General features: G+C 63.7%; 12 protein-coding genes. 8 read left to right on the top strand and 4 right to left on the bottom strand.

From position 1 onward, the window contains the following. Positions 1-52: 52 nt before the first annotated feature. The gene (locus VK804_RS03245) at positions 53-1,324 is read right to left on the bottom strand and encodes an MFS transporter (protein ID WP_325367769.1); all 1,272 of its coding nucleotides are present in this window, start codon (positions 1,322-1,324) and stop codon (positions 53-55) included. A 256-nt stretch (positions 1,325-1,580) separates the two neighbouring features. Here VK804_RS03245 and VK804_RS03240 point away from each other — a divergent pair, with 256 nt between their 5' ends. From VK804_RS03240 to VK804_RS03220, 5 genes are all read left to right on the top strand, one after another. Next, positions 1,581-2,345 (top strand): class I SAM-dependent methyltransferase, encoded by a 765-nt coding sequence (locus tag VK804_RS03240; protein ID WP_325367767.1) that lies wholly within the window; start codon positions 1,581-1,583, stop codon positions 2,343-2,345. 7 nt (positions 2,346-2,352) lie between these two features. After that, entirely contained in the window at positions 2,353-3,006 is a 654-nt protein-coding gene (locus VK804_RS03235; protein ID WP_325367765.1) for an ABC transporter ATP-binding protein, read from the top strand. Beyond that, complete coding sequence (locus VK804_RS03230; protein ID WP_325367763.1) at positions 3,003-5,465, top strand: ABC transporter permease; 2,463 nt, start codon at positions 3,003-3,005, stop codon at positions 5,463-5,465. The genes VK804_RS03235 and VK804_RS03230 overlap by 4 nt, the downstream gene beginning before the upstream one ends. Continuing rightward, entirely contained in the window at positions 5,455-6,543 is a 1,089-nt protein-coding gene (locus tag VK804_RS03225; protein WP_325367761.1) for a lipocalin-like domain-containing protein, read from the top strand. Before VK804_RS03230 ends, VK804_RS03225 begins: the two co-directional genes overlap by 11 nt. A gap of 203 nt (positions 6,544-6,746) precedes the next feature. Further along, positions 6,747-7,139, top strand: coding sequence for an MAPEG family protein (locus VK804_RS03220; RefSeq protein WP_325367759.1), 393 nt, complete (start codon positions 6,747-6,749; stop codon positions 7,137-7,139). 18 nt (positions 7,140-7,157) lie between these two features. Here VK804_RS03220 and VK804_RS03215 read toward each other — a convergent pair whose 3' ends face one another. Next, positions 7,158-9,419, bottom strand: a complete 2,262-nt coding sequence (locus VK804_RS03215) for a fused MFS/spermidine synthase (protein ID WP_325367757.1) — start codon at positions 9,417-9,419, stop codon at positions 7,158-7,160. Between the two features lie 141 nt (positions 9,420-9,560). On the opposite strand from VK804_RS03215, the gene VK804_RS03210 reads away from it, so the two are divergent. Together VK804_RS03210 and VK804_RS03205 are read left to right on the top strand one after the other, a co-directional pair. Beyond that, positions 9,561-10,115, top strand: a complete 555-nt coding sequence (locus VK804_RS03210) for a carboxymuconolactone decarboxylase family protein (protein ID WP_325367755.1) — start codon at positions 9,561-9,563, stop codon at positions 10,113-10,115. Between the two features lies 1 nt (position 10,116). Further along, positions 10,117-10,917: an SDR family NAD(P)-dependent oxidoreductase gene (locus VK804_RS03205; protein WP_325367754.1), complete on the top strand. Its 801-nt coding sequence runs from the start codon at positions 10,117-10,119 to the stop codon at positions 10,915-10,917. 15 nt (positions 10,918-10,932) lie between these two features. Here VK804_RS03205 and VK804_RS03200 read toward each other — a convergent pair whose 3' ends face one another. Then, the gene (locus VK804_RS03200) at positions 10,933-11,664 is read right to left on the bottom strand and encodes a hypothetical protein (protein WP_325367753.1); all 732 of its coding nucleotides are present in this window, start codon (positions 11,662-11,664) and stop codon (positions 10,933-10,935) included. Between the two features lie 190 nt (positions 11,665-11,854). Between VK804_RS03200 and VK804_RS03195 the strand changes: the two genes are divergently transcribed. After that, the gene (locus tag VK804_RS03195) at positions 11,855-12,601 is read left to right on the top strand and encodes a hypothetical protein (RefSeq protein ID WP_325367752.1); all 747 of its coding nucleotides are present in this window, start codon (positions 11,855-11,857) and stop codon (positions 12,599-12,601) included. A 23-nt stretch (positions 12,602-12,624) separates the two neighbouring features. On the opposite strand, the gene VK804_RS03190 is transcribed toward VK804_RS03195, so the two are convergent. Further along, positions 12,625-13,041, bottom strand: coding sequence for a hypothetical protein (locus VK804_RS03190; RefSeq protein WP_325367751.1), 417 nt, complete (start codon positions 13,039-13,041; stop codon positions 12,625-12,627). Positions 13,042-13,063 lie beyond the last annotated feature (22 nt).

Below are 13,063 nucleotides of genomic sequence, written 5' to 3'. Positions count from 1 at the left end.
GCCACCCTCGCCCGACGCTTCGCGTCGACCTCTCCCTACGGGAGAGGTGAATTCACGCGAATTTCGGCTGCGCCGCCTGTTCCATCAACCGCGCGCGCTCGGTGTTGGGCCACAGCAGCAAGAGACCGAGCAGTCCTGACGTGACAAGAACCACGGCATTGATGGTGAAGCCCATCATGTAGCCCTCGAGCAGCCCGCCCGCGTTCTGGATCACCTTGCCCATCACCGACGGGGCCAGAATGCCGGCCAGCGTGTAGATCGCCCCGTAGATCGCGATCACGGCACCGCGTTGTGACACCGGCGTGAACTCGCCGAGCATCGGCGGACAGACCACATAGATCGATCCACACAGCCCGGATCCGACCACCAGCAGCGCGATCTGCAAGCCCGCGCCGCTTAGATAGGGCAACATTGCCAGGATCAGTCCGCCGACAATCAAGGGCGCTGAGCCGAGCACGCCGCGCGCGCCGCGGGTGGAAAAGCCCCGCGCCATCAGCACCTGCGAAATCCACCCGGTCAGCATCACGATCGCCGCGCCGAACACCCACGGCAGGATCGAAACGAAGCCCGCCTCCTGTTGCGAGAAGCCGAGGCCGCGGACGATGAAGGGCGTGAACCATGTCAGGCCAAGCGACAGCGCCCAATAGGCGCCGAACGTCGCCGCGCAGCAACCGATGAAGGTCCGCGAGGTCAGAAGCTGGAAATAGGGAATGCGGGGATCGGCCTCCGCCATTGCGACGGTCTGAACCAGCGGACCTTCCTTGCCCAGGATCAGCCACGCCACCGCCCACATCAGGCCGACGATGCCGAGAGCGCCGAACCCATAATGCCAGCTATGATTGACGATGATCCAGTTCAGCGCCGGAACCGCGAGGATCACGCCGAACGCCGATCCCTGCGAGAGGATGGCGGTCGGCAGCGTGCGCTTTTCGTTGGGAAACCATTTGTAGACCGAGTGGGCCGCCACCGAAAACGCCGGACCCTCGCCGGCGCCGAGGATGACGCGGCAGATCAGGAGCGTGGTGAAACTGACCGTACCCACCATCGGAAACTGCGCCAGCGCCCATATCGTCGCCAGCGCAAGAAGAACCCATCGCGTGGCGACACGATTGACGATGAAGCCGACCACGATGGCCGAAATCGAAAACAGGAAGAAGAACGAGGAGCCAAGCAGGCCGAACTGCTCCGGCTCCAGCTTCAATTCGGTCATGATTGGATCGCCGGCAAGACCGACCACGATCTTGTCCGCGAAATTGACCAGCATGAACAGGAACAGCAGGAAGGTGATTTTCCAGGCGCCTTTGGGCGTCGGCTGCGTGTCCATTGTCTCTCCCCGATTCTTGTTTGGCGGCCAGTCGACCGACCGCGCCCCGATGCTACCTGCGCCGTCTCAGGCAATGCAACCCGGCATTTCGGGCTGTCCCCGCGTGCGCTGCAACGCAATCACCTCTCCGGACGCCGCCTGACGCTGTCGCGTCACCGTCCTGCAACCTGATCACGATTGCGTCGCGATATCATTGAGACCGTGATCTCCGCTGCAGGCCTTGCTATGTTGCGGAGCAAATTTTCAGGGGATTTTCATGTTCAAATCGACCCAATGTCGTGCGGGCGCACTCGGCATTCTCGTTTCGCTCTCGCTGCTCGCGGGATGGAGCGCCGCGGCGCAGGACGCCAACAAGGCGCCCGACTACGACGCCATCATCGCCGCGCCCGACCGCAGCGAGGCCGACCGACAGACCGATATCCGCCGCCAGCCCGCCAAGATGCTCGCCTTCACCGGCGTCAAGAGCGGCATGAAGGTGCTCGATATGGGGGCCGGCGCCGGCTACAGCACCGAGCTGATGGCGCGCGCCGTCGGTCCCGAGGGCCATGTCTACGCGCAGGAATCGGCGGCGGTGATGGAGCGGGTGAAGGACAAGTTCGACATCCGCGCCCAGAATCCGGTCATGAAAAACACCACTCACCTGATCCGCAATTACGACGATCCGATTCCGCCCGAGGTCAGCGGACTAGACCTGATCACCTTCTTCTTCGCCTATCACGACGTCACCTACATGCCGGCCGATCGCGCCGAGATGAACAGGAAGATGTTCGCGGCGCTAAAGCCCGGCGGCTTCCTGGTGATCGCCGATCATTCCGCCAAGCCCGGCGAGGGCACCTCGGTCGCCAAGACGCTGCATCGGATCGAGGAAAGCACGCTGCGCCAGGAGATCGAGGCGGCCGGCTTCAAGCTCGCAGCCACGGCCGATTTCCTGAAGCATCCCGAAGATCCGCGCGATGCCGCGGTATTTCGTCCGGCCGTCCCGGTCGATGAGTTCGTGCTGAAATACCAGAAGCCGCTCTGACCCCATCGTGCTGCGCGTCCGTGACCTGACCAAGACCTATCGCGCCGCCGGCGAAGAGGTTTTGGTGCTGCGCGGCGTCAACCTCGACATCGCGGCCGGCGAGCGCGTCGCGCTCTCAGGGGAATCCGGCAGCGGCAAGAGCACGCTGCTGCATCTGATCGCGGGGCTCGATCGCGCCGACGGCGGCGAGATCAGTCTCGCCGACGCGCAGCTGTCAGACCTTCCCGACGCCGGCCGTGCGGCGTTGCGGCGCGACCGGCTGGGCCTGGTGTTTCAGCAATTCAACCTGATCCCGAGCCTCTCCGTCGAAGACAATCTCAAATTCCAGTCCCGCATCGCCGGGCGTCACGATGCCGCGTGGCACAGCGAATTGGTGGAGCGGCTCGGGCTTTCCGGCCTGCTGAAACGCTATCCCGAGCAATTGTCCGGCGGCCAGCAGCAGCGCGTCGCGATCGGCCGCGCGCTCGCGGTCAAACCGCTGCTGCTGCTCGCCGACGAGCCGACCGGCAATCTCGACGAGGCCACCGCCGACGACGTGCTCGCGCTGGCGCGCGATCTGGTGGCGCGAACCGGTTGCGGCTTCCTGATGGTGACGCATTCGGCGCGGCTCGCCGCCACGCTCGACCGCCAGATTCACCTTCATGCGGGATTGATCGCATGAGCCGCATTCTGTGGATCCTCGCGGTGCTGTTGAGCCACTGGCGGCGGCATCCGATGCAGCTTGCGACCCTGCTGATCGGGCTCGTTTCCGCGACCGCGCTGTGGAGTGGCGTGCAGGCGCTGAACCAGCAGGCGCGCGATAGCTACCAGCGCGCCGCAGCGACCTTCGGCGGCGCGCGAACGGCAATGCTGGTCCCCCGCAGCGGCGCGACTTTTCCGCAACAGCTCTTCGTCGAGCTGCGCCGCGCCGGCTGGCCGGTATCTCCCGTGCTCGAAGGCCGCGCCCAGATCGGCGGGCGGTCGTTCCGCCTGCTCGGCATCGAGCCGGTCACGATCCCTGCGGAAATCGGCAACGCGCCGGCGATCGGAAGGGCCGGCCTGCAATCGTTCATGACGCCGCCGGGGGAAACACTGGTCGCGCCCGAGGTGCTGTCCGATCTCGATGTGGCGGAAGGCGCGACGCCTTCTCTAAGCGACGGCGCATCACTGCCGCCACTTCATGTGCAGCCGCAACTGGTGCCGGATGTGCTGGTGGTCGATATCGGCATCGCGCAGCGGCTGCTGAAAATGCCGGACCGGATTTCCCGGCTGCTGGTCGGCAAGGCCAGGGGCGAACGAGCGCCGCTCGAAAGCGTGGTGGGCGACCAACTCCGTCTCGAACAGCCGGATGCCGAGAGCGACCTCGAACGTCTCACCGACAGCTTTCATCTCAACCTGACCGCGTTCGGATTGCTGTCATTCGTGGTCGGGCTGTTCATCGTCAACTCGGCCATTGGGCTCGCATTCGAGCAGCGCCGGCCGATGCTGCGGACCTTGCGCGCCTGCGGGGTGTCGGCGCGAATGCTGAACGCTGTCATGGTGACCGAACTGGTATCGCTGGCGCTGGTCGCCGGCGTCGTGGGCCTGATCTGCGGTTACCTGATCGCGGCGGCGCTGTTGCCCAATGTCGCGGCCTCCTTGCGGGGCCTCTATGGCGCGCAGATTCCCGGCCAGCTCACATTGAAGGGCGAATGGTGGATCGCCGGCATGATCATCTCCGTGATCGGCGCGCTGCTGGCCGCCACCACGAGCCTCGTCAAGGCGGCCCGGCTTCCGGTGCTGGCGGCAGCGCAACCGCAAGCCTGGCAGCAGGCACAGCACCGCTGGCTGATCTTGCAAAGCGCGCTGGCGCTTGCAGTACTCGCCGCGGCTTGCTTCTTCCTGTGGTACGGCGATTCGCTGCTGTCGGGATTTGCCGTGCTGGCGGGACTATTGCTTGGCGCGGCGCTCGTTTTGCCGGCGATCCTGGAACGCATCTTGTCGCTCGGCCAGCGCCGCGCCCATGGTGCGCTCGCGATCTGGTTCTGGGCCGACAGCCGTCAGCAGCTATCCGGATTGTCGCTGGCGCTGATGGCGTTGTTGCTCGCGCTCGCCGTCAATGTCGGCGTCGGCACCATGGTCGAAACCTTCAGCCGGACTTTCATCGGCTGGCTCGATGGACGGCTGGCGGCCGACATCTACATCAATACGTCCGACACCGCGCAGGCCGCGACAATCAAGGCATGGCTCGGCGAGCGCCCCGAGGTCGAGGCGATCCTGCCCGGCGGCCGTGCCGAGACGCAGATGGAGGGCGCGCCGATCGAAATCCTCGGCCTGCCCGATCATGCCACCTACCGGGACCACTGGCCGCTGCTGCAGGCAACCGCCAACGCGTGGACCCGGCTTCTGCCCGGCGACGCCGGTTTCGTCAGCGAACAACTGGCGCGGCGTGTGAGGCTTGCGGTCGGCGACACGCTCGAGGTTCCCACGCCGGCCGGAAACTGGACGCTCGAAATCGTCGGCATCTATGCCGACTACGGCAATCCGAAGGGGCAGATCGCCGTCAATTTCGCGGCACTGACCCGGCACTTTCCGCAGATACCGCTGACCCGGCTGGGCCTGCGCGTCGCGCCCGCTTCGGTGCCGGCGCTGATGTCATCGTTGCGGGAAAAATTCGGGCTCGACGGCCGCAACCTCGTCGATCAGGCCACGCTGAAGGCGGAGTCGAAACGGATCTTCAACCGCACCTTTGCGGTGACGGCGGCGTTGAACGCCTTCACCCTTGGGGTTGCCGGCATCGCGCTTTTGACCAGCCTGTTGACGCTTGCCAATTCGCGCCTGCCGCAGCTGGCGCCGCTATGGGCGATCGGCATCACGCGGCGGAAGCTTGCGGCGATCGAACTGTTGAAGACTTTATCGGTGGCGCTGATCACGACGCTGCTGGCGCTGCCGCTCGGTCTGTTGGTGGCGTGGTGCCTGATCGCGGTCGTCAATGTGAAGGCCTTCGGCTGGCGGTTGCCGTTTCATGTCTTTCCGCTGCAGCTGTTGCAGCTGCTGGGAGTTGCGATGGCGGCTGCGCTGCTGGCCGCGCTGCTTCCCGTCATAAAACTGGCGCGCATGCAGCCGGTACGCCTGATCAAGATTTTCGCCGATGAGCGATAGAACGACGATATCCCGCCGCGCCTTCGCGACCGGCGTGTTGCTGCTCGGGCTCGGCCGCAAGGCGGCGCGGGCGCAGGGTTTTGCCGGGCTTGGCCAGGACGCCGAGGGCTTCGCGCCGGTCGTTCCCAGCAAGGCTTTTTCGTTCCCGGCCGATCATGGCCCGCATCCGGACTATCGCATCGAGTGGTGGTACCTGACGGCGAACCTTGCGGATGCGACAGGGAGAGCCTACGGCGCGCAGTGGACCCTGTTTCGTCAGGCGATGCATCCCGGTCCGCAGGCGGAAGGCTGGGCGAACCAGCAGATCTGGATGGGCCATGCCGCCGTCACCCGCGCCGACACTCACCGCTTTAGCGAGAAATTCGCCCGCGGCGGGGTTGGACAGGCCGGTGTCGACGCAAAGCCGTTTCTAGCCTGGATCGATTCCTGGCAAATGCGGGGCGGTGAAGCAATGCGTGCCGACACCATCGCGCCGCTCGAGCTTGCCGCATCGGGTGCGGATTTCGCCTACAGCCTGCGCCTCGATGCCGATCGGCCGCTGGTGCTGCAGGGCGAAGCCGGCTACAGCCGGAAATCCGAACGCGGCCAGGCCTCGTATTATTACAGCCAGCCGTTTTTCAAGGCGGCGGGCCGCATCATCATCGACGACAAGCCGGTCGAGGTCACGGGCCTCGCCTGGATGGACCGCGAATGGAGCAGCCAGCCGCTCGCCTCAGACCAGAGCGGTTGGGACTGGTTGTCGCTGCATTTCAATTCGGGTGAAAAACTGATGCTGTTCCGGCTGCGCCAGGCCGACGGCCGCAATTACGCTTCCGGCAACTGGATTTCGCCCGAAGGCAAGACCCGGCTGATCGCATCAGACGACATCGCGATGACGCCGAAAAGCTGGACGGAGATCGAAGGCCGGAAGCTTCCGACCGCATGGGACATTGCGATTCCGGAATTGGCGCTGAAGATCGAATGTGCGCCGCTGAATGCGAAAAGCTGGATGGGCACGAGCTTTCCCTACTGGGAAGGGCCGATCAGTTTTAGGGGCAGCCACGCAGGCGTTGGATATCTGGAGGTGACAGGGTATTGAGGACGGCGTCATTCCGGGGCGCGAAGCATGGCGTCATTGCCGGGCTTGACCCGGCAATCCATCTCCTTCGTGAAGACTCTTGCGAAGTTGATGGATGCCCGGGTCAAAGCCCGGGCATGACAGGTCAGGTATTACCTCTGGATTCCGGGTTCGCCGCTACGCGGCGCCCCGGAATGACAGTTTCATCAAGGGGAATCTCTCGCATGTATCATTTCACGGCACTCGTTACCTGCCTCGCCGTCGCTTATTGTTTCTTCACCGGCTTTCAGGTCGGAAAGGCGCGCGCCAAATTCGGAATCAAGGCGCCCGCCGTCACCGGCAATCTCGATTTCGAGCGGGTCTATCGCGTGCAGATGAACACGCTGGAATGGATGCCGATCTTCCTTCCCTCGCTCTGGCTGTTCGCGGTCTATATCAGCGATCCCGTCGCGGCCGCGATTGGCGTGGTCTGGATTGCCGGCCGCATCCTCTACATGACCGGCTATTCGCAGGCCGCCGATAAACGCGGACGGGGCTTTGGCATTCAGGCGCTGGCGGCCGGCGTCCTCTGGCTCGGCGCACTCGGCGCGATCATCCGGAGCCTCATTCATGGGTGAGCCGATCGGCTCGCGCCCTCAGTCGTCTTCCCGAAACTTGGCGATCAGCGGACCCAACAGGCTGGAGAAATCGTCGCTCCACGGATGTTCGTCGGGCTCCGGCGTTTGCAAGTCCCAGTCCTTCAAGAGACTGAAATCGTCGTCGTTCCTCGCCAGCACCATGACGGTCGAGAATTTGATCATGGGGTCGCCGCCCGGGATTTCGTCCTCGTCATAAAGCCGCGCGATCAGCTTTTCGCTCGCGGCGGTCGCCGTCACCACGCCCGTCAGGTCGAGGTGATTGTTGGAGATGTGGGTGACGATGATGCCGCCGGGATTGAGCCGCGACACATAAATCCGCAGCGCCTCCCGGGTCAGCAAATGAACCGGAATCGAATCCGACGAGAAGGCGTCGACCACGATCACGTCATAGCGTGCTTCCGTCGCGGCGGCGATCGTCAGCCGCGCATCGCCGAGAACGATGTTCGCGTCCGGTTTGCAATCGCGCAGGAAGGTGAAGCGCCTGGGATCCCGGGCGATGCGGATGATCTCGGCGTCGATTTCATAATAGTCGAGATGGTCGTCGGGCTTCATCAGGCAGGCGATCGAACCAGCGCCAAGACCGATGACTGCGGCGTTGATCGGCCCGTTCTTTTTGGTCTGAACCGCGTCGATCGCTTCCGCGATCGGGGAATCCGGATGGTAATAGGTCGACAATTGCGGCCGGCCGGTGACGGGGAGGCCGTCGTCGGTGGTCAATCGCTGCGCCCCATGCAGCTCCATGCCATGGCGCAGCACGCGAAAGCGGCCATCCGGCGTCACCTCGATCTTGTGAACGCCAAAGAAACTGCGCACCGTTTCCAGCTGCCTCACATTCGGCGGGTAAATCCGGGCGATGACGAAGACCGCGGCAAACAACAAGGCCAGCCGCAACGGCACGTCGCGCAGTACGACGGCGCAGGCGACCAGGATCGCCACCGCTCCCCAAACAATCCAGTTATAGGGCGGAACGATCGAGAAACCTTCGTGCAAGCCGGGCAGCGCGACGATCACGACCAACGCGACGAAGATGGCAACGTAGCGGGCTTCTTTTCCCTTCGGCCAGGCCAGCCCCGGCCGCGCCAGCGCGGCCGCGACCACCAGCAGCGGGTATTCCGCGGTCCAGGAAAAAATATGGGGCGCGATCAGGCCTGAAAAGATTCCACCGAGCACGCCGCCGAGCGACATGCAGAAATAGAATCGCGTGAGATAGGCCGCTTGCGGGCGGGTGGCCGCCATCAGGCCGTGGCATATCATCGCCGTGACGAAGAACGTCAGCAGATGCAGCGCGACGTCGACGGTCAGCCAGGTGCGGATGTCGAGCGCCAGCGTCAACACCAGCAGCGCCAGCAGGAACGGCTGCAGTTTCAACCAGGTGGCCTGTTCGACAAATTTGCGCTGGCTGAACACCAGAATGAAGCTGATCAGATAGAGCGACAGCGGAAGCACCCAAAGAAACGGCGCCGCCGCCACATCCGTCGTGATGTGGGTGGTCGCCGCGATCATCAGTGCCGACGGCACGAAGGCGAGCGCCACCCAATAGGCCATCCGACTGAGCGGCGGGGAGGCTTCGGTCGATTGCGCCGGCGACAACACGGCCTCGCCGCCGCCGCGCCGCAGGAACACCAGACTTCCAGAACATGCGATCAGCGCGATCAAGAGGTAATAGCCGGCGCGCCAGATGCTGCTCTGGAAGCCGAGCGTCGAAAACGGTTCGGCGACGAACGGGTAGGCGAACAAGGCCAGCAGGCTGCCGATATTGCTCGCCGCGTACAGAAAATACGGATTTTCGGCCCGCGCCAGACCGGAGCGGGCAAACCATGCCTGCAGCAAGGGGCCGTTAGCGGACAGCGCGAAGAAGGGAAAGCCGATCGAAGCGCCGAACAGATAAAGCAGGAACAGCTGCTCGCGATCCGCTGCCGGCGCGCTCCAGCCTTGCGCGACGGCGATCGGCAGGAAAGCGGCACCCCCCACCATCACCGTAAGGTGGATCAGCAAAGCGAACGGACCACGTACGAAGCGGGTCAGAATATCGGCATAGGCGTAACCCAGCAGCAAAATGCCCTGGAAGAACACCATCGCCACCGACCATACCGACGACGAGCCGCCCAGCCGCGGCAACACCATTTTGGTGAACATCGGCTGCACCGCGAACAACAATGCCGCGCTGAGGAAAACCGCCGCGGTAAAGATCGGAACGAGCAAGACCGAAAGATTGCCTGTCTTGACGGAGGCGGCTTCAACCCGGTCGCTCGGGGACATCAGTGTCACTCTACCCATTCGTTCCGAAGACTTATTGCTACCGAGCGGCGTCATCCGGCGCAAGCCGGCCATTGACAGAACAGCCAATGGCCCTGAAATGAGCCGCCCAATTTTTGGGCTCAGCAAGAGAGAACCAGCAAAATGGCCCGCCTGCCCTATCTCGAAGCCGACCAGGTCGCGCCCGAATATCGCGACATGCTCAAGCGCAACACCAACCTGCACAAATTGCTGGTCAACTCGCCCGACATGGCGCGCGCCTTCAACGGCGTCGGCGGCTTCATCCGCTTCAAGAGCAAACTCGACCCGCGCTTAAGGGAACTGGCGATCCTGCAGGTCGGCTGGATGGAAAAGTCGGAATACGAATTCACCCACCACGTCAAGATCGGCAAGGAATTCGGCGTCACCGACGCCGACATCGAGGCGCTGATGGCGGAGACCGAAGGAAAACCCTCGAAACTCGAGCCGCTGGCGAAAGCGATCCTGAAGGGCGCCCGCGAGATGGTGCGGGAACTGGCCATGTCGGATGCAACCTTCGCCGAGATCAAGCAGCAACTCTCCAACGAGCACATGACCGATCTCGTGCTCACCATCGCCTTCTATTGCGCCGTGGTGCGCGTGCTCGCCACCATGAAGATCGACAACGAGCCTTATTATAAAGAGGTACTCGCGCAGTACCCGATCCCGGGAGTGAACTGACATGCGTCTGCAAGATCGTATCGCCATCGTCGTCGGCGCCGGCCAGGGCCCCGGCGAGGGCATGGGCAACGGCCGCGCCACCGCGCTGACCTTTGCGCGCGAGGGCGCCAAAGTGCTGTGCGTGGATCATCATCTGGCCTCGGCCCAGGAAACCGTCGACATGATCGCCGCCAAGGACGGCACGGCCGCGGCCTTCAAGGCCGATGTCACCAAAAATGCCGAACTCAAGGCCATGGTGGAGAACGCTCACGCGCGCTGGGGCCGCATCGACATCCTGCACAACAACGTCGGCGTCAGCCTCGCCGGCGGCGATGCCGAATTGCTCGACTTCACCGAAGAGGCGCTGGAGCGCTGCGTGGCGATCAACCTCAAGAGCTGTATCTTCGCCGCCAAGCACGTGATCCCGATCATGCGGGCGCAACAAAGCGGGGTCATCATCAACATCTCCTCGATGGCCGTCATTACCACCTATCCCTATGTGGCCTACAAGGCGACCAAGGCGGCGATGGTCGCCTTCACCGAGCAGCTCGCCTACCAGAACGCGCAATACGGCATCCGCGCCAACGTTATCCTGCCCGGCCTGATGAACACGCCGATGGCGGTCGACACCCGCGCCCGCGAATTCAAGAAGAGCCGCGCCGAGGTCGAGGCCGAGCGCGACGCCAAGGTGCCGCTGCGCAGAAAAATGGGCACCGCCTGGGACGTCGCCAACGCCGCGCTGTTCTTGGCCTCCGATGAGGCCAACTTCATCACCGGCGTGACGCTGCCGGTGGACGGCGGCTCCAGCGTGCGGCGCGGCTGAGCTGCGCCGGCAATTTCAGAACGTGAAGAGTACCGAGGCGTACCACGAATATTGGTCGGTCGCATCGGTGTTCTCAATTCCCCGTCGGATGTACCCGAGCAGATGATAGGTTTCGTTGATGTCGTAGCGCGCGCCGAGCCCGAGGCTGGTGGTCGCCGGCGTTCCGCTGCCGTCGGCGGTCTGGTGGAATAGCTCGACGCCGAGCTGCAGTTTCGGCAGCAACTGATAGGTGACGACGCCTCCCGTCAGGCAGAAGTCCTGCGCCGTGCGGCCGCTGACGACACACCCGCCACCGCCGAATGCGGACCATCCCCCGCTCCAGTCTTTCTGGACCCACACCGGAAGCAGCAGCGACGCGTTGGGGTTGCCTATGTTTTTGGTCGGGCTCGGAAGAAACACGCGGGGAAACACGCTGACGTCGAGACCGAAGGAGTCCTGATGCAGAAAACGGTATTTTGCGGCCAGTTCGACGTTGCCGGGACCGAAACCGGCATTGCCCGCCGCGGGATTGTCGAAGGCAACCGGCAACGTCGCGGTCAATTGCAGATCGGGCGCCGCGCCATAGTTGAAATCGATCCCCGAAGCACCGCCGATGTCGCCGCGCGTGGCCGTGCCATTGCTGAACGTATATATTTCGAAGTGCTTGTAGTCGGTCGGCTCCGGATCATCGGACACGTAGGGCGGACCGGCCAGCGCGGGGCGCGCCAGCAACACCGTCACAAGCGCGATGATTTTCCCCTTACCCACCGTTAAACATCCGTAACATCGCTGCCGGTCGCCACCGGAACTGCCGGGTTTCGTTGCGATACTTAGCGGGCTTTTGCGGCAGGAAAGCGAGACGGCGCAATCTTGCTCAAGCCATTATCATCCCTCATAGATGGCTCTCGGCCGCGTTCCCGCGGTCTAACCGAATCCCAGCCGAAAGCGAACGGTTCCGATGCAGCAAATTCACTTGCCGACACTTGGCGCGCGATACTGGGCCGCGCTCTGCCTTGCGAGCATTTTCGGCGCGAACATGGGCGACTTCTGTGCGCACAATCTGGGATTGGGACATGTCGCAGGTCTGCCGTATCTCGCGCTCGCGCTGGCCATCGTCGTACTGGCCGAGCGCTTCGACCGCTCCGTTCATCAAGTCTACTACTGGACGGCGATCATTATCGTCAGGACCGCGGCGACGAATTTTGCCGACTTCACCTGCGGTGACATGAAACAGCCGAGACTATTGGTGATCGCCGCGCTTACGGCGCTGCTGATTGCAGCCGTGTTCGCAGGCTGGCAATTGGTCTGGCGCCACCGGTCGGACGAAGGCGGCGCCTCGGTGCTCCGCGCCGATGCGCCCTATTGGCTCAGCATGTTCATCGCGGGCACCCTCGGCACGGTGATCGGCGATTACTGTTCGCATAATCTCGGCCTCGGCGACGGCGGCGCATGCTTGTTGCTGGTGCCGCTGCTGGCGCTGTTGTTTGCGATCGCCCGCAATGGGCTGCTCCGCGCGCTGCCGTATTACTGGCTGACCATCGTGACGGTCAGGGCGGCCGGGACGGTCGTCGGAGATTTGGTGGCCGGGCGCCATATGCTCGGACTTGCGCTGGGGACGCTGGTCACCGGAACCCTGTTCGTTGCGCTGCTTGCTCTGTGGAAGGAGCCGGGGGCACCAAGATTAGCTCACGCGGACCAGAGATAGCGCAGCGCCGCTCCCGCTCGGCGCTATTTTCCGGCCGCCAGTGCGGTCCGGTCCGTCGCGTCCGTCTGGTCGATGGAAATGCGGATCGGGATGCCCTCGCCATTGCGGCAACTCATCAGTCCCGTATGGGGATCCGACGCGGCAGCCTTGATGCTGCAGCTGTCGTCGGCCATCTCCAATCTTCCCTCGACATTCCCGCGCGAAACCTGAAGCCGCATGGTGCCGGATTTTTCCTCGACGCCGTTGACGCTGCACAGCCCGACATGGCGCAGCGTCACCGTCCCCTCAAAATCCTGCGCGCTTCCGCTCACGGTTTTGTTCAGGCTCGCCTTCATCTCCCACTCCTGGAGATAGCCGACCTGACCGCTCGCGGAATAGGATTGCGCCAGCGCCACCGGCGCGCTTGTGCAGACAAGGATCGCGGCCACAAGCGCTCTCATGAGCCCCTCGCCCACTCCATGA

Source organism: Bradyrhizobium sp., assembly GCF_035484855.1.
In the GTDB taxonomy this organism is placed as follows: Bacteria; Pseudomonadota; Alphaproteobacteria; order Rhizobiales; family Xanthobacteraceae; genus Bradyrhizobium.
Note: the sequence above shows the minus strand (reverse complement) of the source record. Positions and strands in the feature narration are given on the sequence as shown.

Bases quoted from the DNA above. Each gene is read 5' to 3' on its own strand.
- VK804_RS03245 (WP_325367769.1), bottom strand. From the start codon at position 1,324: ATGGACACGCAGCCGACGCCCAAAGGCGCCTGGAAAATCACCTTCCTG.
- VK804_RS03240 (WP_325367767.1), top strand. From the start codon at position 1,581: ATGTTCAAATCGACCCAATGTCGTGCGGGCGCACTCGGCATTCTCGTT.
- VK804_RS03230 (WP_325367763.1), top strand. From the start codon at position 3,003: ATGAGCCGCATTCTGTGGATCCTCGCGGTGCTGTTGAGCCACTGGCGG.
- VK804_RS03225 (WP_325367761.1), top strand. From the start codon at position 5,455: ATGAGCGATAGAACGACGATATCCCGCCGCGCCTTCGCGACCGGCGTG.
- VK804_RS03220 (WP_325367759.1), top strand. From the start codon at position 6,747: ATGTATCATTTCACGGCACTCGTTACCTGCCTCGCCGTCGCTTATTGT.
- VK804_RS03215 (WP_325367757.1), bottom strand. From the start codon at position 9,419: ATGTCCCCGAGCGACCGGGTTGAAGCCGCCTCCGTCAAGACAGGCAAT.
- VK804_RS03210 (WP_325367755.1), top strand. From the start codon at position 9,561: ATGGCCCGCCTGCCCTATCTCGAAGCCGACCAGGTCGCGCCCGAATAT.
- VK804_RS03205 (WP_325367754.1), top strand. From the start codon at position 10,117: ATGCGTCTGCAAGATCGTATCGCCATCGTCGTCGGCGCCGGCCAGGGC.
- VK804_RS03195 (WP_325367752.1), top strand. From the start codon at position 11,855: ATGCAGCAAATTCACTTGCCGACACTTGGCGCGCGATACTGGGCCGCG.
- VK804_RS03190 (WP_325367751.1), bottom strand. From the start codon at position 13,041: ATGAGAGCGCTTGTGGCCGCGATCCTTGTCTGCACAAGCGCGCCGGTG.